This is a genomic window from Parapedobacter composti (assembly GCF_900112315.1).
Classification (GTDB): domain Bacteria; phylum Bacteroidota; class Bacteroidia; order Sphingobacteriales; family Sphingobacteriaceae; genus Parapedobacter; species Parapedobacter composti.
In genome coordinates this window covers 108,997-132,755 of record NZ_FOLL01000014.1, presented here as the reverse complement: position 1 = coordinate 132,755, position 23,759 = coordinate 108,997, and the positions used below count along the sequence as shown (strand labels likewise).

The window sequence follows — 23,759 nt, the reverse complement described above, 5'->3', positions numbered from 1 at the left end:
GTGAACCGATGGGTATGATGGACAGCGGCGTAAACGGGTTGATGAAGAGGTTGCTGCCGTTGCTGATGGTCTGGTGCAACTGGGTAATGGATGCGGGCGCACAAACGGCCAGCAAGGGGACCATCGAAACGCTGCAAGACAGTCTGGTGAAACTCGGGTACACCATGTACAATGAGCCGGGTGAACCTGAACGGCTGGAGGCGAACTTTACGTTTGTGAAAACATTGGTAACCGCACTTAAAACACCGCATTCCTATTCGTTTCCGTTTGATTCACTCAACATGGTGTCCATACTCCATGCTCCGGACAACCGGTTCCGGGTATTTTCGTGGCACGTGCAGTTGAACGATGGATCTTATCTGTATTACGGTGCTATCCAACTGAACACGCCGGATGGCAGCCTGAAATTATTTCCCCTGTTGGACAAAACGTATGAGATACCGCAGCCCGAAACCGCGGTAGCGGGGCCAAGCACGTGGTATGGCGCGCAATATTACCATATCATATCCATTGATGGTGCTTATGTGCTATTGGGCTGGAAAGGGCATACCCCCGGGATCACGCAGAAGGTAATCGAAGTACTCCAGCTTAAAGAAAACGATGTCGTATTAGGCAAAACTATTTTCGATGGCGAAGACACGGGCCACCATGCGCGCATGATTTACCGGTTCAGCAAGCAGGCAAGTATGTATATGGTGTATGACCGTGCAGCGAACCGCATCGTGATGGATCATTTGTCGCCCACAGACAACCGTCACCAAGGGCAATATGAACAATATGGACCGGACTTGACGTACGATGCCTGGCAAATTCATGGCGGACGGCTCCGGCTGGTGCCGGATATTCCGCTGACCAATCCACCCGACCCGAACGATGAGCAGTATAACGATCCCAGAAAGGGCCACCAGCATCCCAAAAGTGGTTTTTCTGCGAATTAAAGCCCTGGCATAAACTAATATTTTCTTGCATTTTCCGATAAATCGCAAAAAGTTTTTTTTATTTGTAACGGTTGACCTGAATGCACAATGAATTGACACAGCCAACATGAATGAATAGCATATGACAGATTTAAACAATGTAGTTTCGAAGGAGCGCGTATTAAAGCATCCGGCAGGGCTTTTTATTTTGTTCTTTACCGAAATGTGGGAACGGTTCAGTTACTACGGGATGCGGGCTTTGCTTGTGCTCTTTTTGGTAAGCGCTGCCGGGCTCGGTGGATGGGAGATGTCCCGTTCGGAAGCGCTCAGTTTGTATGGTGTATATACCGGTTTGGTTTACCTGACACCGATCTTAGGGGGGATGATTGCCGATAAGTGGTTGGGGCACCGTTGGGCAGTAGCATTAGGGGCTTTGATCATGACCCTGGGGCATGCGTCCATGGCGCTGGAAGGTAGCGGAAAGCCGTTTTTTTATCTCGGATTAGCGTTGCTTATTTTAGGCAATGGTCTTTTTAAACCCAATATCTCCACGATAGTGGGGGGATTGTACAGCAAGGAAGATGAGAACAAGAAAGACTCTGCATACACCATTTTCTATATGGGCATCAATTCCGGCGCGTTTCTCGGTATCTTGCTCTGCGGCTACATCGGCGAAAAAGTCGGATGGCACTGGGGGTTCGGGTTAGCCGGTATTTTTATGTTTTTCGGCATGCTCCAGTTTTGGTTCGCCCAGCGGATATTTGGGAAAATCGGTGAAAAGCCGACTCGGAAATCCGATGATATTGAGGCGGTGTATGCCGACGTTAAGAAAGTCAATGAAGAGAGCGAAGCGTTCGAAGGGTTCGACCAGCATGCGGTGGGAGCGGAGATAGACAAACGTTTGCCAAATATCAGTGCCGGAGAACGGGCCAGCATGCTCAAGGAAATGAAAGACCGGTTGATGGCCAAGATAGCGGCAGACCGTACGTTCGTCATCCTTGTGCTGGCATTCGTCACCATCTTCTTTTGGATGGCTTTTGAACAGGCTGGCGGATCGATGACAATTTTTGCCCGCGATTACACCGGACGCGTATTGACCGGTGGCGCGGCGACAACATTCACCGTCATCAATGCGCTCTTGGCCATTGTGCCGTTGTCCATCATCACATGGGTGTTGTTCCTGCTCATCAAAGCAACCATGAAAAAGTATGCCATATCCAATATGTGGCTGTCTTTCAGCTTTGTGATTATCTGGGGAGTCGTTATCTGGATGGTAGGGAAAGACTTAAATACCAAAGCTTATGAGGTTTCGTTTTCCTATGTTAAGTCCTCAAGTTTGATGGATACGATAGCTGTTGCCGGGGCAGGAGATCGCATTACATTGGCAGAGTATATCCAGTCGGGTGCGCCGCTGGAGGGCAACGAGCGTATCGATAGGTTTGAAGCGCATAAAATAGGGAGCGATATGTTTGCCGTGCATATCGACTATCGGAAAGAGGTGTCGGACAATGCGATTATACGCTCGGATGAAAACTTCGCCGTGGACCAGCATATCGCTATCGTTGACATCGACCAAAACGGAAATTACATCTACATTGATGCGGAAGACGAGGCGCGCGTGGGTGCATCCGGCATAAGCGCGCAGGTTGTCGATATCAAAGAAAGCGAGATTGAAATACCCGCGTCTTGGTTCGGTGTGCTTAATTCTTTGTTTATCATTTTGTTTGCTCCTGTATTCTCTAAATTGTGGGAAACAAAATTCAATCCCTCGGCACCAAAGAAATTCGCTTTAGGTTTATTTTTGGTGGGATTGGGTTTTGCGGTTCTTGCGTTCGGTTCAATGACCATTCCCAAGGGCGCGACAACCGCCTCGGTCAGCATCGTGTGGTTAATCCTGGCCTATTTGCTTCACACCTGGGGCGAACTGGCTATCTCGCCGGTAGGATTGTCATACGTGAGCAAGCTTTCCCCGCCGAAGCTGGTGGGGTTGATGTTCGGTATTTGGTTCCTGTCCAGTGCGATCGCCAATTATTTGGCCGGTTTGTCGGGTAGTTATATTGATCGCATCAGCGAAAAGTATGGCTTAATTGGATTTTTCCTGATATTTACCGCATTGCCGATGCTTGCAAGTTTGGCACTGGTACTGGCAAATAAAGTGCTGGTGCGCAAAATGCATGGCATCCATTGATAGTTTACCTTTAAAAAAGTTCTCAGCGGTAGTGTCAGATAGCATTGTCATTATTCCCACATACAACGAACGGGAAAATATAGAAAGGATTATCCGTAAAGTATTTTCCCTTGCTGAAGGGTTTCATATTTTGGTGGTGGATGATGGCTCTCCAGATGGAACAGGAGCGATAGTGGGGCATTTGCGCAACGAATTCCCCGACAGGTTGTTTCTGGAGGAGCGGGCAGGCAAGTCGGGCTTGGGTACCGCGTATATTCACGGTTTCCGCTGGTGCATTGCCCGGGCTTACGCCTACATCTTTGAAATGGATGCCGATTTTTCCCACAATCCGGATGACTTGCCACGGTTACGTGAGGCGTGCATATCGGGGGCGGACGTGGCCATCGGTTCACGGTATATCAAGGGGGTCAACGTGGTGAACTGGCCGATGAGCCGGGTGCTGATGTCGTACTTCGCCTCTTGGTATGTACGGTTGATTACCGGGATAGCCATACGGGACGCCACGGCCGGTTTCGTCTGTTACCGGCGTGAGGTGCTGGAGACCATACCGCTCGACCGGATAAGGTTTGTCGGGTATGCTTTCCAGATTGAGATGAAGTTCACGGCAATAAAATACGGTTTCCGTGTGGAGGAAATACCCATTATCTTTACAGACCGTACCGAAGGGGTTTCCAAGATGAGCACCCGTATATTCCGGGAGGCGTTTTTCGGTGTTATTGAGATGAAAGTGGCAAGCTGGTTTAGGAAGTATGAACGGTGATTGGTAGGTGGTGGTTGGTGATTGGTGGTCTCATGTCTGATAGCTAAAGTCTTATAAAAATGAACGAACATTTGGATCCGAGCCCGGAGCGGTTGTCTAATACGGAGCGCGAGCTGGAGAAGGTGCTTCGGCCGCAGGCTTTTGAAGATTTCACGGGGCAGCAGAAAATACTGGATAACCTTACGGTGTTTGTACAGGCAGCCAAGCTCAGGGGAGAAGCCTTGGATCATGTGTTGCTTCACGGGCCTCCGGGATTGGGCAAGACCACACTTTCCCATATCATTGCTAACGAAATGGGAGTGGGCATCAAAATCACTTCCGGACCCGTGCTGGATAAGCCGGGCGACCTGGCGGGGTTACTGACCAATCTGGAAGAGGGGGATGTGCTGTTTATTGATGAAATCCATCGGCTGAGTCCGTTGGTAGAAGAATACCTGTATTCTGCCATGGAGGACTTCAAGATTGATATCATGCTGGAGACCGGGCCCAACGCCCGTTCAGTACAGATTACGCTTAACCCGTTTACGTTGGTGGGCGCCACTACGCGGTCTGGATTGCTGACCTCGCCGTTGCGGGCAAGGTTCGGTATCAATGCCCGGCTGGAATATTACGATACAAAACTCCTGACAACCATCGTGCTCCGGTCCGCCAGTATCCTCCGTACGCCCATCACGGAGGAGGGAGCTTACGAAATAGCGCGCCGGAGCAGGGGAACGCCGCGGATAGCCAATGCCTTGCTCCGCCGGACACGCGACTTTGCCCAGATAAAGGGTAACGGCAGCATTGACACTGCCATCGCGCAATATGCGCTGAACGCACTCAATGTGGATGAACATGGGCTGGATGAGATGGATAACCGCATTTTGGTGACCATCATCGATAAGTTCAAGGGGGGGCCGGTAGGGCTTAAAACCATCGCCACGGCTGTAGGTGAAGACGAGGGGACCATTGAAGAGGTATACGAACCTTTTCTTATCCAGGAGGGCTATCTGATGCGTACTTCCCGGGGGAGGGAATGCACGGCATTGGCCTATAAACATCTTGGAAAAACAGATTATCCCAAAGGCAACACGCTGTTTTGATAAAAATGGTATAAGTATTGAGGGGTAGGCCCTGATTGTTGTTAACCCAATAAGATATCGTGTTGATTATGAAGAAAGGCCTGTTGTTTGCCGTATGCTGCATTTCCTTATCACCTTACCTCCAAATTCAAGCCCAGCCCGGAAACGAATCACCCATTCCCTATTATAGGTATGCGTTATCGGCTGGCGTTGGTCCGGCTTATATGTATGGCGATCTGCAAAAAAAACATCTGGGAGGCGGGGTATTTCTGCGTGGCGACTATTTCCTGCGCCATGGGTTGAGTATAGGCCTTGAAGCAAACCAAGGTGTGACGCGGAGCGGCGACCAGCATGATGTAGCAGTTTATCCTGTTTCGATATTCTTTTTTTCCGGGCTTTTCAACGGGCGTATCTATCCCCTGCAGTTTATTCAGAGCGATCACGACAGGCGGATAATGTATCGGAAGAGTTATTTACAGAAGGCGATCAATACAGCTTATGTTGGCGCGGGAGTAGGAGCCGTTTTCAATTTAACGACGAGCGACGAGGTGGAGACCTATAATAATGGTCACCTGCTCAGCAGTTTCTTCCATACGGATATCGGGCTTGATTTGCCGCTAAGCAAATACGATCCCCAAATGATGGATACCTTCTTCTGGTATGTATGTCTCAATGCACAGTTGAATTTTGCCACCAACCGCGGAATGGACGGTTTCGGAGAGGAACGCGACCGCTACGGGCTGTTTTCGGTTGGTTTTAAGCTAAAGCTGTGATTTAACGGAGTTTCCCTATTATTTTTTTGCCACGGCTCAGCATGGCTGCCGAGCCGTGGCGCATCATCAGAAATTCGGTCTGCTGTCTGAGTTCTACCGTTACCCAGTCATATTCGTTGCGCATATGATAGAGGATGTCCATGCAATTGACCTGTACCGCAACGGGCGTACAGGGGTCGATAAGCCATCCGAAGACGGTTTCCACCACCCGTTCGCGGTCGATTTCAGCATAAGCCTGCCGGTATGGCTTAGCGGCTTTGGGATGGGTGATTTCCATCAGTATTTTGGTGAAGTGGCGTTGGCAGCTCGGGTTGTGCTGTTCCGGTAACCGGTTTATGAAATTGCTAACGACCGGAACAAACCGCTCGGGGTGAGAAGCCGCAATATGCTCCAATACCCATGCAGCCCGAAATGCCGGAGTTTTGTCCTTTTCGTAGCACAATTCATGCAGCCAATCAACGCAGACACCCGTCTCTTCACCTGATGCCGCCAGTGCCAGCACTTCGGTTTTGGCACGGATGGCGCTGAGGCGTTCCTTTAGGGCCTGTTTAGTTGTTATCACCGCGCCCATCGTCACAACGGGTATAACCGGTTAAATATAGCGGTTCACGATGTTTTCAAACAGCTCCTGTTTTCCACTGATGGCCTCGGGTTCGCCGGATGCCGCGGCGATATCACGCAGGTCAGCCAGCGTCAGTTTGCCATTTTCAAAGGCTTCTCCGTTTCCACTGTCAAATGACGAATACCGTTCTGCCCGGAGTTTGCGGTAATTTGACTTCTGCAGGATATTATCCGCTGCAATGAGCGCACGCGCAAACGTGTCAGCCCCTCCGATATGAGCGTGGAACAAATCATCCCGATCGGTCGAGTTACGGCGTATTTTTGCATCGAAGTTAATACCGCCGCCTGCAAAGCCCCCGGCCTCCAGTATGATGAGCATACATTCCGTGAGCTCGTTGATGTTGTTCGGAAACTGGTCGGTATCCCACCCGTTCTGATAATCGCCCCGGTTGGCATCTATTGAACCCAGCAGCCCCGCGTCAGCGGCCACCTGCAGCTCGTGCTGGAACGTGTGTCCGGCCAACGTAGCGTGGTTCACTTCAAGGTTCAGTTTAAAGTCGCCGAGCAAATCGTATTGCCGGAGAAAGCCGATTACTGTAGCCGCATCATAATCGTATTGATGCTTGGTCGGTTCGCATGGCTTGGGCTCAATGAAAAACGTGCCACGGAACCCTTGGCTGCGGGCGTAGTCTTTAGCAATATGGAGCATACGGGCCAGGTGCTCCTGCTCCCGTTTCATGTTGGTGTTGAGCAATGTCATATACCCTTCACGGCCGCCCCAGAACACGTAGTTTTCGCCGTTAAGTGCTATAGTGGCGTCCAATGCCGCCTTAATCTGCGCCCCGGCGTGCGCCACTACGGCGAAGTGGGGGTTCGTGGCAGCGCCATTCATATACCGTTTGTGCGAAAACAGGTTGGCTGTGCCCCATAGCAGTTTCACCCCGCTGGCGGTCTGTTTGGTACTGGCGTAGTCGACGAGCGTCTGTAATCGACGCTCATTTTCGGCAACATCATCACCATAATCCACGATGTCCACGTCATGAAAGCAATAATAGGGCATTCCGATTTTGGTGATGAACTCAAAAGCAGCGTCCATTTTGTCTTTGGCCCGTTGGATGACGTCTTTGTTTTCATCCCAGGGAAAAAAGAGGGTAGGCCCCCCGAACGGGTCGCTGCCATTGCCGGTGAAAGAGTGCCAGTAGGCTACGGCGAAGCGCAGGTGCTCTTCCATGGTTTTTCCGGCTACAACCCGCTTTGCGTCATACCAGCGGTAGGCCAGTGGATTGTCCGATTCAGGGCCTTCGTATTCGATCTTGCCGATACCCTTGAAGTATTCGCGATCTCCGATAAGTACGTTTGTCATGTTATTTATACTATTAAATCTCTATTTTGGTTATCTTATCAATTGTCAATTGTTCGTCTGCTGCGGGGATTCCTTAGCCAATTGTTCATTTACCAGCCGTTTCCACTCCTGGTAATAATCTTCATAAGCAGAAGAAGCCCGGGGTTCCACGGTTTTGATGGTTTTCAATCCGCTGAATGCCTCGTCCGTTGAAGTAAAGACGCCAGCGCCGATACCGGCACCCAATGCGGCGCCTACGCTGCCATCACTTTCATAAAGTTCAACCGGCACCTGTGTTACGTCCACAAAGATTTCGGTGAATAATTCGCTGAGAAACATATTGGCTTGTCCGGCGCGGATAACCGACGGGCGCATACCGTTCTCCCGGATGATATCGAGCCCGTAGCGGAAGGCACAGGCTATCCCTTCCTGAGAGGCACGGAACACATGGGAGCGGCCATGCGCGTTGAAATCAAGGTCGATGAATTGCGCGCCGAGGATCTTATTGTGTAGGATACGTTCGGCACCATTGCCGAAAGGCAGGATCTTCAGGCCGTTGCTGCCCGGGCTTACCGCCTTGCCCAGCGTGTTCATTTGCTGATAGGTGAGGCCATGGCCGAAATGCTCTTTTACCCACCGGTTGAGAATGCCCGTTCCGTTGATGCAGAGCAAAACCCCTGTCCGCGGTGCTTCCGGCGTATAATTGACATGGGCGAAGGTGTTTACGCGCGATGCCGGGTCATATACCAGCTGGTCACTTACCGCGTAAATAACGCCCGATGTGCCTGCGGTAGCAGCCACTTCACCCGGTTTCAGTACATTGAGCGATAGTGCATTGTTGGGTTGGTCGCCTGCCTTATAGCTTACCGGAATGCCGGGTTGGAGCCCCAGCTGTGCCGCGATTTTTGGGTCGAGGGTGCCGTGTACGCCGAATAGCGGCCGGATTTCGGGGAAGACGGTTTCATCAAAGCCGAAGTGCTGGAGTATTGACTCGGCTATGCAGTTGTTTTTGAAGTCCCAGAAGACGCCTTCAGAAAGCGCCGATATGCTGGTAGTGGCGTTGCCGGTAAGGCGCAGTGCGATGTAGTCGCCCGGAAGCATGATTTTATGGGCCTGTAAGTAGGTTTCCGGTTCATGGGCTTTCACCCACGCCCATTTGGAGGCGGTGAAATTTCCGGGCGAATTCAGCAAGTGTTCCAGTGCCTGCTGCGCGCCGATTTCGGCGAAGGCCTCGTCGCCGATGTCCACCGCCCGGCTGTCGCACCAGATGATGGCGTTGCGGATTGCCCGGCCCGCTTTGTCGACAACGACCAAGCCGTGCATTTGGTAGGCAATACCGATGGCACCGATGTCCCGGGCATTGAACGATGCTTCTGCCGTGAGTTTGCGGATAGCCAACGCGACCTGATCCCACCACATATCCGGCGCCTGTTCGGCCCATCCCGGTAAAACGGAGAGTATTTTATTTTCGTGATCGTCCGGATACTGGGTGGCGGCGATACATTTCTTTGTTTGGGCATCCACTACGGATACTTTAATGGAAGACGTGCCCAGATCAATACCTAATAATAACATAGCGAAACAAAATAGGTTTCATGGAAATGCTAACGTTGGCATAAAGGTAAGGCATTCCTTTATATTTCCAAAATCTATCGTTATTTTTGTTTGATTTTCCTTTTATTAGCCGTTGAATTAGTCATTAACCTTTTCGACTTGAAAAAAGTTACCATATTAGATATTGCAAAGGAGCTGAACATCACGTTTTCCACGGTAGCCCGTGCACTTAACGATCATCCCGCCATCAGCGCAGCCACCAAGCAGTCTGTACGTGAGACCGCCGAGCGGCTGGGGTACCGTCCCAATAAAGTAGCGTCTTCACTCCGTTCGGGCAAAACGAAGATCATCGGTATATTGGTGCCGCGGCTCGACGTGAGTTTTTTCAGCTCGGTGGTGCACGGGGTGGAGGGCGTGATGAACGAGAACGGTTACACCATTCTGCTCTACCAGTCGCAGGAGTCGCTCAAACAGGAAAACAAGGGTATCGAGACGTTTCTCCGCTCCAGGGTGGATGGGATTATTGCGTCGATTTCATTAGAGACGGAAGTAGCAGGCAGCTATGCTGAGATCCGCGACAGGAACATCCCGCTGGCTTTTTTTGACCGGGTGCCCCCGGAACTTAACGTGCCGTCGGTGACCATAGACGACTATCGCGGCGGGTTTATGGCGACGGAGCACCTGATAGCATCGGGATACCGCAGGATTGTGCACATCAACCAGTACCGGAATATCAATATTTTCAATGAGCGTTTACGGGGATACCTTGACGCACTGGAGCGTTATGGCATCCCGGTTGACGAGCGGTTGATCATCAGGGGTGATTTCTCCCTGGAGTTCGGGCGGCAGTGTGTACGAGATTTATTGGCCGAGGGTATTGATTTCGATGCGGTTTTTACATTGGAGGATTTCACGGCCATGGGGGTGGTGCAAGAACTAAAGGCATCGGGCAAGCGCATACCGGAAGAAGTCGGTGTGGTCGGTTTCGCCAACGAGGCGTTCACCAGCCTGGTAAGCCCTACCATTTCCACGGTGGATCAACGTACCGTGGAAATGGGGGAAGAAATAGCCCGTTTGTTTCTTAAACTGCTGAAAAAAGGAGATTATTATAAGCATAAGCCGGAAAAACTGGTGCTTGAACCGAAACTGCTGATACGGGAGAGCTCGTCCCGTCGCCATTTTCCGCCGTCAAGCGGAAGGTGAGGGTATTTTCCCGGCGCGTAGCACGCCTGCGGGAATGCCATACTCGCGCTGCGGAAAGGCGGTGGCATTTTCCTATGGGGCGATTCGCTGGTTGGGCGACTCATCCATAAAAAGGTACGTATCCTGATAGCCACCAAAATCAACGACTATTTTTTGAAATACAATACCAGGGTCCAATGGCTTTACGATTAATGTCTGTACTCCGTTGGCCGTAGTCGGCAGCGGGAGCTTCGCTTCTTTCCTGACCACCCGGCGGGCCACCGTTGGGTAAAATGTCGTATAGATATTCTCCGGTTTTTCGTTTAAGTCGGCATTGAAGTTTATGGTTTTTTCCTCACCGCCCTCAAATCCTACGGTATACTCATGGCCCTTGTCGTCATGGAACGCCAAGGTCGATTTGACGACCACATGTACTGTCACCTCGGTAACGTCTTTCGGGATCTGCATCTTATAGGAAAGGGAAGCGCCGTCAATCGGTTTCGAATAAGGCATCACGGCCATGCCGCTCAACGTGCGACCCATATGGGGAATAACCGTCCATTTGGCTTCCGTGGCGTCTATCGCTTCAAAATAATGCTCCGCCTCGATTACTACGACATCATCCTTGCCGGTAAACAGATAACCGCCAACGGCTTTCTCAGGGTCCGCAATGCGGTGTATTTCCGGTAGGGTATCTTCGGGAAAGTTGTCGTTCCAGGAGGTGTATCCGATCTTTTTCTGGATCATCATGCCGTCCCATTTGCCGCCGGCCATTACCTTGTTGTACTGATGGCTCAACTCCTTGTCGCGCCTGAAAGCCGCCTCCACCTTGTCGGCCCATGCGTTTGCCTGCGGATTGTTCTCCTTGTACAGCTTATGATTCATGGCTTGCGCATAGTACATCTCGTACAGATTTGCCATGGCCTGCACCGGATAGCGGATCAGTTGCTGATACGCATCCCGGTATTCCGGCTTGAGCGTGAGATACTGGCGCAGGGCTTCCGCTTCCAGTTTGACGTATTCATCGGATACTTTTTTCCACTCCCCGGTCTCGATATTGTAGGTGTGGCGGTCCAGCATCTCCGGCGTGACGCGTCCGTTGTATTTACTGTACAAGTTCAGGATACGGCTCGCTTCTTCGGCTTGTTCTTCCCCGAATTGCTGGGCGCAGAACTCCCGGGTATGGTCCAGCAGGTTATCCACGGTGAACTTGCCCGGATTCCATGCCATATCCAGGAAAAGCGTGATCGGATATTCCATGGGTTTCAGGTCGCCCACATTCACGATCCAGATTTTATCCACGCCATAATCGTAGGTCAGTTGGAGTTGTTCCCACATGTTCTGGATAGGGGTGACGTTCAACCATTTCGTATTGCGGGGCGCGCCTACGTAATCGAAATGGTAATACATGCCCCAACCTCCGGGGTGGTTCCGTTCTTCTTCTCCCCTCGGCAGGCGGCGCACGTTGCCCCAGTTGTCGTCGCACAAGAGCATGATCACATCGTCGGGCACCCGCAGCCCCATATCAAAATAACGCTGCACTTCCTTGTATATCGCCCAAACCTGGGGAGTTTTTTCGGGTGCTTCTCCGGTTACTTCTTTGATAATCTGCCGCTGGTTTCTGATGATTTTCTCCAGCAGTTTAATATTATCCTCATCACGCGGCACATACTTGTGGTCTTCGCCTTCCTTGCTGCCCATAGGGGTATCGCCATCGCCGCGCATACCGATGGTGGTCAGGTCATTGGTACCCGATGCCCGTTCGATCCCCTCGCGGAAAAAGCGGTCTATCACCTCCTGATTTGTGCTGTAATCCCACGCGCCGTACTCTTTTCGTTTCCTGGCCCACTCCTGATGGTTGCGGGCCATCGGCTCGTGGTGGGTGGTCCCGATGATGATCCCCATCTCATGGGCTGTCTTGCTGTTTTCCGGATCGTCCGCGTAGAAGCTCCAGCCCCACATAGCTGGCCAGAGGAAGTTGCCCCGCAAACGGAGGATCAGCTCGAACACGCGGGCATAAAACCGGTGGTCGCCGTACCGGGTTCCATACGTATTGTGTACCCAGGTGGTCAAACAAGGCGCTTCGTCATTCAGGAATATACCTCGGTATTTCACTGCCGGTTCTCCCGCCGTATAGGTGCCTCGGGCGATGGACAAGTTTTGCTGCCGGACTACCGGGACATCCGCCCAGTCGTACCATGGCGACACGCCTATCTGTTCGGACAGCTCGTATATGCCGTATATCGCCCCCCGTTTGTCGCTGCCGGCAATCACCAGCGCTTCTTTCACTCCCTGCAATGGATTGTCAATTACCATCATCAGGTATTTTTCATTTTTGCCTTTCAACGCGGTACCGTCTATCTTCTTTTTCTTTATCAACTCGTTGATGTAACGGCTCTTCAATGTACCCACGATGATCAACCGGCTGCTATCGGGCCGGAAGATAAGGGTCGCACGGTTGCCCGATACCCTGGCAAAATCTTCCTGGAGGTTCCGGGCAGCGATCATTACCCCCCCATCTTCGTTCTCATCAATCAAAATTGTACCCGGCGTGCCGTTTTCAATCAATGTAAACCGATCAAGAGACAATTGCGTGGACGTTATTCCCTTATGGTCGCTCGCCAGTACCTGTAAGCCGATCGACGACATTAATGCTGTCAATAACAAGTCTCTCATCATTGGTGTTGTTCTTGTTTTAGTTATCTCTTGTTTATGCTTAGCGTAACCCTGACGGTACCCCGCCTTTAGCCCTTTGGCTTTTACAGCGGCCGCCATCCGTGACCACAATTTTTCCCGGCGCTGACGCCCCCCGGGGGTGCAGCGGTCCATTTTTATTCGATGAACAATGTGCCGGCCAACGCCAGTGAACCGATGAGCAATGGTAATCTCTTCATCGCGCTGGTGAGCGTATCATATGCCCGGCACAAAATGGAACTCCATTTTTTCATAATATTCCAATGGATGTTCCGGATGTCCCAGTCCATCGGGTATGGGCATGCCGGAAAATTGCTGGAAATACAGCACACAGGCATCGCGCCATCGGACGGCCTCCTGGTATTGTATAGCCAGTAAATCCCGAACTTCGTTGAATACGGCCTCGTTTACACGGCCTTTTTGTCCCTCCCAGGTGGCTTGCATACGGCCCACGGTAGCCACCCCGTCGTAATAGCGCCGGCAGAGTGCTTCCCATAGTGTTTCTCCCGACCGCATCTGGAAATCCCAGGGAAGATGATGGAACCACAAGAGGTATTCTTCCGGGCATTCCTGCGGATTTTCAAACAATGCACGCACTTCGGGGAAATATTGGGATAACGCATCGCTTCCTGATGCCGTGCGGTCGAACCCGATGCCGTCTTTGCTGGCTTTGTGGTAGTATACCGATGTCCAATCTGCCCGGGGTTTGCCCGAAATCCACGGGCCGGGCCCATAATGATGGTCCCATCCCATCAGGTGGTGAAGTCCCAGGGGTGTCATGTAATTTACCGCCGCTTCGCGCGATTGCATCATCATGGGCAGCAAGGCATGGACCAGCGGGCCGTCATTTCCGAAGGTGCAGCGCAGCCAATCGTCGGCAATGTCACCGGCATCCGCATCGGGGTCCCATGCAAGGCGCCCGAAAGCATACCAATTGGCCTGCGCGAACGGATGGCCCGTCCAATTAATCGCAGTGCCCGTATTGGCCACGCCTGCGATGGCTGTTACGGGTTGCCCGGTAAGCGAACCATCAATTACCCGCGCCACAGAAGAATTCGGGCCATTGCAGTACGTGTCCGCGCGGAGGGTTTCACTGAAAAGCGTACCTAAGTAAACGAGGTGCGTGGCAAAGCCCAGGTATTCCTGTGTAATCTGGAACTCCATCATGAGTTGCGACTTGGGCATCGCGCCGAACAGGGGATGGAACGGCTCACGGGGCTGGAAGTCAATGGGTCCGTTTTTGACCTGAACGATCACATTGTCATGGAAAAGCCCGTCAAGCGGCACAAATTCATTGTAAGCCTGCTTCGCCCGGTCCTCCGGTTCGGTATCTTCATAGACAAAAGCGCGCCACATGACCACGCCGCCATGGGGTTTAAGCGCATCGGCCAGTAGGTTAGCACCATCGGCGTGGCTGCGTCCATGATTCTGTGGGCCGGGCTGGCCTTCTGAATTGGCTTTCACGAGGAAGCCGCCGAAATCGGGGATATACCGGTATATCTCAGCCACCTTTTCTTTCCACCATTGCTTTACGTTGGGATCAAGCGGATCCGCATTGGGCAGGCCGCCGAGTTCCATCGGGGCACTGAAACGTGCGGAAAGGTACACTTTGATACCGTAGGGCCGGAACACATCTGCCAGGGCTGCCGCTTTTTCAAGATAGGCAGGGGTGAGCACTAATGCGTTGGCATTTACGTTATTGAGCACGGTGCCATTAATGCCAATGGATGCATTTGCCCGGGCATAATCGGTATAACGCGGATCGCGGTAACCCGGGAGCCGATGCCAATCCCACAACGAAAACCCGGCATAGCCCCGTTCCACGGTGCGGTCAAGGTTATCCCAGTGGTTAAGTAGCCGCAGGTTCACTTTCGGCCGGCTGGTGATGTCGACCTTGGCGATGTCTGCCCCGCGTTGTAACAGCCGGATGAAGGCATAAGCACCATATAATACACCCTTAGAGGTATTGGCCAGGATGGCTGTTGCCGGTTTTCCCTGGATGGTCGCGGTGTAAATACCATAACCTTCAGGGCCCATCTGCGCTACATGGCTGAAAACGGTTTCCTGTGCCATGGCAGGCAGGGAAGACGGGGTGCCCACCACCAACGTGCCCTGTTGCCGGATGGCATCTACCTGTTCCGGCACTTGCCCGAACAAGCCGTTGAACGCATCCAGCAGTTCCTGTTTGGCGATGCTATCGGTTCCATCTGTTGTGGGAAAGAGCAGCGCGGCGAGCTGCGTTTTATAACTGACCGACAACTCATCCCTCAAGGGTTTATAGTCCAGCCAGAGGTGATAGCCCGATTGGCCCCGGCTTTGGCCGATGCCTAAGATTAACGCGCATAGCAGCGGTAAGCAATGACTAATTATTCTTATTTTCATGTTCCGTCAGTTTTTTCCGTTGTGTCGAGTCCCGTATAATCAAGTGATGGCGTAATACAATAGCGGCTGCCTGTAGGTCGCCTACGCCATTGAGCAAGTTAATCAGGGTCTTGGCGGCCACTTCGCCCATTTCGTGGCCCCTATAATCTATAGTAGTGAGGTTGGGTTCCACCACGGTCGCTATAGGGTCGTTGTTGAATCCGGCGACGCGCACATCGTCCGGAACGCGTAGGCCATTTCGCTTCAGTTCCTGCATGCAAGCCACGGCACACGTGTCGTTGGCGGCAAATACAGCATCCGGTCTTTCCGGCAGCGAAAGCATATGCTGTGCGGCCAGCACGCCGTCTGCTATACCGAGGTTGTTAACGATGAGGGCGTCCTCGTCAAACGTTATGCCGTTGTCGGCAAGCGCTTCTTGGAATCCTTTCAGGCGCAACGCATATACGTCCCGGTTAAGGTGCCCGGCGATATGGACAATACGGCGGCAGCCCTGCCTGATGAGGTGTGTCGTCATTTCATAAGCCGCCTTGTGGTTGTCGATAACCACATTCGGACAATGGGGGTGCTCGAAAGCGCGGTCAAAGAAAATTAACGGGATGTTTTTATCAATAAAGCGTCTGAAGTGGTCGATATCCGTTGTCGTATAGGCCAGTGATACCAACACGCCGTCTACCCGGTTATTGAACATGGTGGCGGCATTCTTTTTTTCCTTTTCCATGGTTTCCAATGATTGGCTGATGATGAGTTCATAACCCGCTTCATTGGATATTTTTTCCATACCCGCCAATACGTCCGACATAAACATGCTGTTCAATCGGGGAACAATTACACCGATGGTATACGTGCGCTTCGTCCTCAGGTTGCGGGCGAACGTATTGAACCGGTATCCCATGCGTTCGGCCTGGGCAAAGATCCTGTCCTTGGTAGTTTGCCTGATGGCAGGGTGGTTCTTGAGCCCCCGGCTCACGGTAGCGGCCGATATGTTGAGGGCCGCGGCAATATCATATATGGTTACTTCCTTTTCGTTGTTATTTGCAGCACTCATGATATGGAGCCAATACGGTTTTAATAAATGGTTCCGCTAAATTAAAAAAAAATTATGCAATCGGTTGCATATTTAATTTTTTGTTTATAGTTTTACCTTTGAAAAGTAACCAAAGTCCATGTGGACATTATAAACCTTATCCGTGATTTTGCATCGGCATCACTGGAAAGGCTCCTGTTAAGGAAATTTATGCCAACGTTGGAATTTGGTTAATTGAAATAGGATAATTAACTATATTAATAACCAATAAATCCTTCAGTATGATAAGCGTATACAAACCGGGCTTGCGGCGGCAGATGGGCAACCCCATAGGCGCAGGCCTATTACTGCTTTTTTCGTTTCTTTCCTTGTTTGCCCTGGCCCAAACTGACGTGCAGGTGTCCGGTACGGTAAGAAGCGGTAACGGCGAAGTGTTGAGTGGCGTATCCATAAGAACGGAAGACGGCGGCGTGAGCACATCAACCGATGAAGAAGGCCGGTTTTCTATCCGTGTGCCGGTAAACAGTATGCTGGTCTTTGGCTTCATTGGGTATGAAGAACAGCGGATTAAAGTTGACCAAGCGAATCAGCACCTTACTGTAACACTGATGACCACAACGAGTGCGCTGGATGAAGTTGTTGTGGTGGGGTACGGTACCCAACGGCGGGAAGCCGTAACGGGTTCTGTTGCTTCGATAAGTGGAGATATGCTTCGTGAAGTGCAATCGGCCAATTTCTCGCAGGCCCTGCAAGGACGTTTGCCGGGGGTGGAGCTTACACAAACTTCATCGCAACCGGGCGGCACCATGCAGATTCGCATACGCGGTTCGCGGTCGCTGACGGCCAGCAATGATCCGTTGATAGTGCTGGACGGAATTCCCTTTGTGGGTTCCCTAAATGACATCAACCCTAATGATATCAAAAGCATCGATATCCTGAAGGATGCCTCCGCGACAGCCATTTATGGTTCGCGTGGCGCCAATGGTGTCATATTGGTTACGACCAATCGGGGGCAAATGGGCCAGCAGGCCCGGGTAAACTATAATAGCTTCACCGGCATAAAAAATGTATTCGGCAAATTTCCGATGATGACCGGGCCTGACATGGTGAAACTCCGACAGTTGAATGTGCCGTACAACACATACGGCCAGGATGAAGCGGAAGATGTAGATACCGATTGGCAGGACTTGTTGTACCGAACAGCTACCATGACCAGTCATGACGTTAGCATTTCCAGTGGCACGGAACGGGGCAACTATGCCTTCGGCGGTGGTTACTTACTTGATCAGGCCGTCATCCCGACTCAGCAATTCAGCCGCTATGCTCTGCGGGGCAGCGTTGATCAGGAAGTCGGCAGGTATTTCCGTTTCGGCATCACTACGAATAATAACTTTAACTACACGGAAGGCACTCAGGTGAACGCAGGAAACCTGCTTAGAATATCACCTCTGGCAAATCCGTTCAACGAGGATGGTTCATGGAAGCGAACCGTGCGATCATCCATAGATGAGCCATGGGTTTACTCAAGGGATATTGTAGAAAATTTGCGGGACCAGTGGTTAAGTGAAACCCGGGCATTTGCCAGTTTTAATTCGCTGTACGGTCAGGTGGATATACCGTGGATTGAAGGGCTGAAATACCGTGTCAACATCGGGTTAGACTATCGGCAGAGCAATGGAGGGGCGTATACCGGCGAGGGGATAACGAGTACTAATCCGACAACGATATCCTCCGCGTCGATCAGTAATCAGCATACATATCACTGGCTTGTAGAAAACCTGTTGACCTATGACCGCACCTTTGGTGGTGTCCATAATCTGAATGTGGTGGCCTTGTATTCGGCGGAGCAAAATAGGATGAACAGGTCGCGCATTGCAGCTACTGGCATCCCGGCAGACCACTTTCAGTTTTATAACCTGGGCCAGGCTACCGGAGAAATTACGATTCCTCCCGGCGACCAGTGGTATGAAGTATGGGGCCTGATGTCCTACATGGGGCGTATCATGTACTCTTATGACGACCGATATATGGTTACGGCTACTTTACGTTCTGACGGCTCTTCGCGGCTTGCTCCAGGGCATAAATGGCATACCTACCCTGCGGTGTCTGTGGGATGGAACATAGCGCAGGAGTCATTTATGCAGGGTATCAGCGCAATCAATATGCTGAAGCTTCGTGTAGGCTGGGGACAGACCTCCAACCAGGCCGTTAACCCCTACGCTACACTCGGCCGTTTGGATACCAGGCCATATAACTTTGGAAGCCAATATGCCGTCGGAAATTTGGTGAACCAGCTGCCAAGCCCGCATCTGGGATGGGAATTCTCCAATACAGCGAACTTCGGATTGGACTTTTCGCTGCTGAATCAGCGCCTGTCGGGCACCGTGGAATATTACATCACGAAGACCGAGGATCTTTTGTTAAATAAAGGGCTGCCTCCGACTTCGGGCGTGAGCTCCATAACGGAAAACGTGGGACGTACGCAGAATAAAGGTATCGAACTTGCGCTTAACGGCATTATTCTGGATAATCACAACGGTTGGACCTGGGAAGCAGGCATTAACCTGTATGCCAACCGTAATAGGTTGGTAGCACTGGCTTCGGGAACCGATAGGAACATAGATAACTGGTGGTTTGTAGGGCATCCGATTGATGTTATCTATGATTTCAAACGGATAGGGCTTTGGCAGGAGGGCGATCCTCACCGCGAGATTCTGGAACCGGGCGAGAACACGCTGGGCATGATCAAGGTGGAATATACCGGAGATTATGACGCCAACGGCGTGCCTACACGTGCAATCCATGAGAACTATGATAGGCAGGTTATCAGCCTGGAGCCCAATTTCCAGGGAGGCTTTAATACCCGTGTAGCTTACAAAGGATTTGACCTGAGTGCGGTGGGTATCTTCAAAAGCGGTGGGATTCTCAATAGCACCATTTATGGATCGGGGGGATACCTGAATTTGCTGAACGGACGGAACGGCAACGTTAAGGTGGATTACTGGACGCCGGAAAACACGGACGCCAAGTATCCCAACCCTGAGAGCATCAGGTCCGGCGATAACCTGAAGTACATGAGTACAATGGGATACTTCGATGCATCGTATCTGAAGATACGGACCATCACGCTGGGCTATGATTTCAGCCAATTCAAGCGGGCGGGCATCAACCTTCGGGTGTACGCCACTGCGCAGAATCCGTTTGTAATGTTTTCGCCTTATCATCGGGAGTCTGGCATGGATCCGGAAACGAATTCTTTTGGTAACGAAAATGCGGCCGTTAATCTTTCTGAAAGCCGGAGACGCATTTTGACCCTGGGTACGAATACGCCTTCTACGCGGAATTTCTTGTTTGGTGTTAACCTTACATTTTAAATGAATAGACTATGAAACGGATAAATGTAATATCTTATCTCGCAATAACGTTGATGACGTTGTACACGGTGTCGTGTTCCAAGATATTGGACGAGCAACCGCGCCATATTTTTGAGCCCGCTTTTTTCAGGACAGAAAAAGGGGTTTATGGTGGATTGACAGCCATGTATGCCCACCTGCGCTGGATTTATGGGCAGCCTTACTACTATGCGAGTCTGGAGTCTGGTACCGATGAATACACCTGGGGCCAAAGTGGGAACGATGGTAATTTCAGGTCGGTGGATTTTGATGGTGGAATCCAGCTTACATCCGAAAACAGCCGCAGTGACGCCATCTGGGGCGTAGCTTTCAACAATATTAATACCGCCAACGGCATTATTGAAAATGCAGAATCTGTAGGAACCATTTCGGCAGCATTGATTGCGGAAGCCCGGTTCTTCCGCGCATTTGACTACTTCCTCCTGGTGCAGACGTTTGGCGGGGTGCCGTTGGATCTGGGTGCAGGAGAGCTAAGGTTTAATACCAGTGCATCGACCACTTCGGTGAGAAACACCGTGCCCGAAGTTTATACCCGGGCGATATTTCCCGACTTGCTGGCGGCGGTGAACGATTTGCCCGTTGAACCACGAGTAACCGGCGGCGCTACCAAAACGCTTGCCCGCCTATACCTGGCAAAGGCTTACCTGACCTATGCCTGGTGGTTGGAAAACCCAAATAACATTCCGACTTATCCAGAAACCGCCCGCACCGACCCGGATGGGCATAATGCGCAATGGTATTTTCAGCAGGCCTATAATATTGCTACCCAGGCCATTGATGACCCGGGTCCATTTGGGCTGGAAGAGACCTTTTACGACCTGCACGTGGGCGGTAACGATCGGAACAAGGAAATGCTTTTGTATGCCGACCGCACGCAGGAAAGCGAATTTTACAACGGAGCATGCATAAATTGCTTCGATTCGGAGGGGGCTCCCCGAAATTCGGCCATCTGGATGGTCACATGGAATTATACCGAGATAAGAAGTGCGGCAAATCCGGACGGAACCGGAGGCGTGAGTTCAGTGCAGCGCGAAGCGGTCCAGGCGCTGGGACGGCCCTGGACACGCATAGCCCCAACGATCGGTGCGATACAGCATACCTTTGCAGACAAAACCTTTGATTCGCGATACGATGGTACATTCACCACCGTTTACCGCGGAAACTGGCCTAAGGGCGGAACACCCAATGCCGTTCTGTACAACGCGAATGATATGCCGATTTATCCGGGCGAACCTGTTTTGACGTTTCTGGACGACGAATCGCAAGCGGCCAACATTGTGTATCCTTCCGGAGGAAATTTTCCCGGTAAGGCTTATCCCGGAGTAGGGGCGGGTGTGTTACCCGGCCGGGCGGATTTCGTTATTTCCCCGCGTGGCATAGGCCGCAGGGTATATCCAGGGCTTTGGAAAATGGGCGTTTATCGAACAGATAACGGCAGCGGATTGGGAGAACCCAATGCCACCAGTACACGTCCGTTCAAGATTGCAAAATTTTCGGAACTTTACTTCGTAGCGGCTGAGGCGGCGGTGAAGGGGGCAGCCACGGTGGCGGGTAAAAGTGCACGCGACCTCATTAATGTGATTCGGGCACGAGCCGGCAAGTGGCGTTGGCACAATGCTGGAGATGTCGAAAAAATCGAAGATAACAGCGCAGCGATGATCGCTGCTACGCCGGCAACGATAGATATCAATTATATACTGGCCGAACGTTCGCGCGAATATTTCGGCGAAGGGTATCGTTGGTATGACCTTATCCGTACACAAAAGTGGAATGAGCTCGCCGGCACCTACGAGATTTGCGGTACTGAATTTGGCGATCATACCCCGCAAACGGTGACGCGCAATATGCAGCCGCATCACTACCTGCGCCCTATACCACAAGGTCAGCTCGACGCTTTGGAAATGAGTCCTGAAGAAAAGCGGGCTTACCAAAATCCGCATTATGATTAACAGATCTGGCGCTGTGGCGACCAAAATCTCCAAACCGGTAAGGATAGCCGCCAGGAAAAAGGCCATCCTTACCGGTATGCTGACACGTTATTGACTCCGAAGTACTTCACGTGAAGGCAGTTTTGTGATTATGATGCGATATGTCTCTGTTGTAAATGCTATGGATATAAAACGGCAATGAAACTTTCCCGATACTTGTGGCTATCCGTGACGTTAGGACACTTCACAGGTTTCCATGAGCACTGTGATGAAAATTGGTCTTGCGAATGCCGATGATTATTTTTTTAAAACACTCTTGTTGTCTTTTTGTGTTGGCCGTAACTTACATGGGGTTTTCATGCAGGTTATCCGCACAACCCAGTTCAGCCCGGAACCCCATCATATATGCCGATGTTCCGGATGCATCGATGATTCGGGTAGGTGGCAGTTATTACATGAGCAGTACCACCATGCATATGGTTCCCGGTGTACCCATCATGAAGTCGGACGACCTGGTCAACTGGAAACTGGTGGGGTATGCTTATGACACGCTGGCAAATACCGATGAGTTTAGTCTTGTGGATGGTAAAAATGCCTACGGGCAGGGCTCATGGGCCAGCAGTATCCGATACTACAACGGTACTTACTATGTGTCTACGTTCTCCCAAACGACAGGTAAAACATATATCTTTTCTACGAAGGATATCGAATCAGGACCGTGGAAACGGTCTGCATTCAGCCCAAGTTATCACGATAACTCGCTGTTTTTTGATGATGACGGACGTGTGTATATGATTTATGGCGGAGGGACGCTCCGCTTACTTGAATTGAATGACGACCTTTCGGGCCTGAAACCAGGTACTACCGAACGGGTGATCATCGAAAATGCGACCGCGCCGTCCGGCCCGAATGTCATGCTGCCTGCGGAAGGCTCGCAACTGTTCAAGGTGAACGGCTTTTATTACCTGTTTAACATCAGCTGGCCGCGGGGTGGGATGCGCACGGTAATTGTCCACCGTGCAGACAAGTTGACCGGGCCGTGGGAAGGGCGCGTAGCCCTGCAGGATAAGGGGGTGGCCCAGGGCGGGCTGATCAACACTCCTGAAGGGGACTGGTATGCATACCTGTTCAGAGATTACGGTGCGGTTGGCCGTATCCCGTATCTGGTGCCGGTAACGTGGGCTGACGGTTGGCCGGTGCTCGGGAAGGATGGCAAAGTGCCGGATGAGCTCGAACTGCCCGCATGTTCAGGGCCGATGCCGGGGATCGTCGCGTCAGACGAATTTGAACGGCGCAACGATGACCCCGCATTGCCATTGGTATGGCAATGGAACCATAATCCGGTAGACAGCCTTTGGTCCATCAGCGAACGGTCGGGTTACCTGCGCCTGCGAACGGGGCGTTTGGATACAGTTTTTGTACAGGCAAGGAATACCTTAACACAGCGTACATTTGGTCCGGAATCTGCGGCCGAGACCGTTATCGATATTTCTCAGATGAAAGACGGTGACGTGGCAGGCTTGGCGTTGCTGCAGCATAAATTTGGTTTTGTAGGTGTCGTTGAAGCCGAAGGGGACAGGTCAATCGTGATGGTCAGCGCCGAATCGGGCGAACCCGTGGAAATGGCGCGTGTCCCGCTAAACCAGCCGATGGTATACCTCAGAGCCGAATGCGATTTCACCGATCGCAGGGATATGGGCTATTTTTACTACAGTCTGGACGGAGATCGGTGGACTCCCATTGGTACCGCATTGCATATGGAATACACCCTGCCGCATTTCATGGGTTATCGTTTTGGCCTGTTCAATTATGCAACGAAGGTCGTTGGAGGGTTTGTTGATTTTGATTACTTGAGGATTTCAGGGAAATGAGCGATAAAATCAGTATTGGGTTGTATAATAGTCAAAAGGATACAAAATGTAACATACATACGTATTTGTGAAACATAAGCATGGACGCCAGAAGGTGTTTGCTGTGTAG

The 23,759-nt window shown here is 51.5% G+C and carries 15 protein-coding genes; 9 read left to right on the top strand and 6 right to left on the bottom strand.

Translation table 11 applies throughout. The annotated features are described in order from the left end of the window. Positions 1-8 precede the first annotated feature (8 nt). The 5 genes from BM030_RS14345 to BM030_RS14325 all read left to right on the top strand — a co-directional run bounded on the left by BM030_RS14345 (position 9) and on the right by BM030_RS14325 (position 5,699). Complete coding sequence (locus tag BM030_RS14345) at positions 9-938, top strand: hypothetical protein (protein WP_090974291.1); 930 nt, start codon at positions 9-11, stop codon at positions 936-938. A gap of 121 nt (positions 939-1,059) precedes the next feature. Next, positions 1,060-3,105, top strand: coding sequence for a peptide MFS transporter (locus tag BM030_RS20255; protein WP_090974290.1), 2,046 nt, complete (start codon positions 1,060-1,062; stop codon positions 3,103-3,105). A 31-nt stretch (positions 3,106-3,136) separates the two neighbouring features. After that, on the top strand, positions 3,137-3,865 hold the full coding sequence (locus BM030_RS14335; RefSeq protein ID WP_090974289.1) for a polyprenol monophosphomannose synthase: 729 nt from the start codon (positions 3,137-3,139) through the stop codon (positions 3,863-3,865). A gap of 59 nt (positions 3,866-3,924) precedes the next feature. Then, positions 3,925-4,947 carry a Holliday junction branch migration DNA helicase RuvB gene (gene ruvB / locus BM030_RS14330; protein ID WP_090974288.1) on the top strand — a complete coding sequence of 341 codons (1,023 nt, stop codon included), beginning with the start codon at positions 3,925-3,927 and terminating at the stop codon, positions 4,945-4,947. A 68-nt stretch (positions 4,948-5,015) separates the two neighbouring features. Further along, positions 5,016-5,699 carry a hypothetical protein gene (locus BM030_RS14325; protein WP_090974287.1) on the top strand — a complete coding sequence of 228 codons (684 nt, stop codon included), beginning with the start codon at positions 5,016-5,018 and terminating at the stop codon, positions 5,697-5,699. 1 nt (position 5,700) lies between these two features. Here the strand turns inward: BM030_RS14325 and BM030_RS14320 are convergent, their stop codons facing one another. Genes BM030_RS14320 through BM030_RS14310 form a run of 3 tightly spaced genes read right to left on the bottom strand, consistent with a single transcriptional unit; the run spans position 5,701 to position 9,177 of the window. Next, a complete protein-coding gene (locus BM030_RS14320) occupies positions 5,701-6,270 on the bottom strand; it encodes a hypothetical protein (RefSeq protein WP_090974286.1) in 570 nt (189 codons plus the stop codon). A 21-nt stretch (positions 6,271-6,291) separates the two neighbouring features. Continuing rightward, complete coding sequence (xylA, locus tag BM030_RS14315) at positions 6,292-7,623, bottom strand: xylose isomerase (protein WP_090974285.1); 1,332 nt, start codon at positions 7,621-7,623, stop codon at positions 6,292-6,294. A 45-nt stretch (positions 7,624-7,668) separates the two neighbouring features. After that, a complete protein-coding gene (locus tag BM030_RS14310) occupies positions 7,669-9,177 on the bottom strand; it encodes a xylulokinase (RefSeq protein ID WP_090974284.1) in 1,509 nt (502 codons plus the stop codon). Positions 9,178-9,315: 138 nt separating this feature from the next. Here BM030_RS14310 and BM030_RS14305 point away from each other — a divergent pair, with 138 nt between their 5' ends. Then, entirely contained in the window at positions 9,316-10,359 is a 1,044-nt protein-coding gene (locus BM030_RS14305) for a LacI family DNA-binding transcriptional regulator (RefSeq protein ID WP_090974314.1), read from the top strand. A gap of 72 nt (positions 10,360-10,431) precedes the next feature. Here the strand turns inward: BM030_RS14305 and BM030_RS14300 are convergent, their stop codons facing one another. The 3 genes from BM030_RS14300 to BM030_RS14290 form a co-directional block, all read right to left on the bottom strand. Further along, positions 10,432-13,017, bottom strand: coding sequence for a glycosyl hydrolase 115 family protein (locus BM030_RS14300; RefSeq protein ID WP_090974313.1), 2,586 nt, complete (start codon positions 13,015-13,017; stop codon positions 10,432-10,434). Between the two features lie 231 nt (positions 13,018-13,248). Beyond that, positions 13,249-15,414 (bottom strand): alpha-glucuronidase family glycosyl hydrolase, encoded by a 2,166-nt coding sequence (locus BM030_RS14295; RefSeq protein WP_090974283.1) that lies wholly within the window; start codon positions 15,412-15,414, stop codon positions 13,249-13,251. Continuing rightward, positions 15,395-16,459, bottom strand: coding sequence for a LacI family DNA-binding transcriptional regulator (locus BM030_RS14290; protein ID WP_090974282.1), 1,065 nt, complete (start codon positions 16,457-16,459; stop codon positions 15,395-15,397). Before BM030_RS14290 ends, BM030_RS14295 begins: the two co-directional genes overlap by 20 nt. A gap of 260 nt (positions 16,460-16,719) precedes the next feature. On the opposite strand from BM030_RS14290, the gene BM030_RS14285 reads away from it, so the two are divergent. From BM030_RS14285 to BM030_RS14275, 3 genes are all read left to right on the top strand, one after another. After that, positions 16,720-19,812: a SusC/RagA family TonB-linked outer membrane protein gene (locus tag BM030_RS14285; RefSeq protein WP_211657616.1), complete on the top strand. Its 3,093-nt coding sequence runs from the start codon at positions 16,720-16,722 to the stop codon at positions 19,810-19,812. Between the two features lie 11 nt (positions 19,813-19,823). Then, positions 19,824-21,800, top strand: a complete 1,977-nt coding sequence (locus BM030_RS14280; protein ID WP_090974281.1) for a RagB/SusD family nutrient uptake outer membrane protein — start codon at positions 19,824-19,826, stop codon at positions 21,798-21,800. A 326-nt stretch (positions 21,801-22,126) separates the two neighbouring features. Beyond that, positions 22,127-23,650, top strand: coding sequence for a glycoside hydrolase family 43 protein (locus BM030_RS14275; protein ID WP_244518965.1), 1,524 nt, complete (start codon positions 22,127-22,129; stop codon positions 23,648-23,650). The last annotated feature ends 109 nt before the right edge of the window (positions 23,651-23,759 follow it).

Bases quoted from the DNA above. Each gene is read 5' to 3' on its own strand.
- BM030_RS14345 (WP_090974291.1), top strand. From the start codon at position 9: ATGGGTATGATGGACAGCGGCGTAAACGGGTTGATGAAGAGGTTGCTG.
- BM030_RS20255 (WP_090974290.1), top strand. From the start codon at position 1,060: ATGACAGATTTAAACAATGTAGTTTCGAAGGAGCGCGTATTAAAGCAT.
- ruvB (WP_090974288.1), top strand. From the start codon at position 3,925: ATGAACGAACATTTGGATCCGAGCCCGGAGCGGTTGTCTAATACGGAG.
- BM030_RS14325 (WP_090974287.1), top strand. From the start codon at position 5,016: ATGAAGAAAGGCCTGTTGTTTGCCGTATGCTGCATTTCCTTATCACCT.
- BM030_RS14320 (WP_090974286.1), bottom strand. From the start codon at position 6,270: ATGGGCGCGGTGATAACAACTAAACAGGCCCTAAAGGAACGCCTCAGC.
- xylA (WP_090974285.1), bottom strand. From the start codon at position 7,623: ATGACAAACGTACTTATCGGAGATCGCGAATACTTCAAGGGTATCGGC.
- BM030_RS14310 (WP_090974284.1), bottom strand. From the start codon at position 9,177: ATGTTATTATTAGGTATTGATCTGGGCACGTCTTCCATTAAAGTATCC.
- BM030_RS14300 (WP_090974313.1), bottom strand. From the start codon at position 13,017: ATGATGAGAGACTTGTTATTGACAGCATTAATGTCGTCGATCGGCTTA.
- BM030_RS14295 (WP_090974283.1), bottom strand. From the start codon at position 15,414: ATGAAAATAAGAATAATTAGTCATTGCTTACCGCTGCTATGCGCGTTA.
- BM030_RS14290 (WP_090974282.1), bottom strand. From the start codon at position 16,459: ATGAGTGCTGCAAATAACAACGAAAAGGAAGTAACCATATATGATATT.
- BM030_RS14285 (WP_211657616.1), top strand. From the start codon at position 16,720: ATGATAAGCGTATACAAACCGGGCTTGCGGCGGCAGATGGGCAACCCC.
- BM030_RS14280 (WP_090974281.1), top strand. From the start codon at position 19,824: ATGAAACGGATAAATGTAATATCTTATCTCGCAATAACGTTGATGACG.
- BM030_RS14275 (WP_244518965.1), top strand. From the start codon at position 22,127: ATGGGGTTTTCATGCAGGTTATCCGCACAACCCAGTTCAGCCCGGAAC.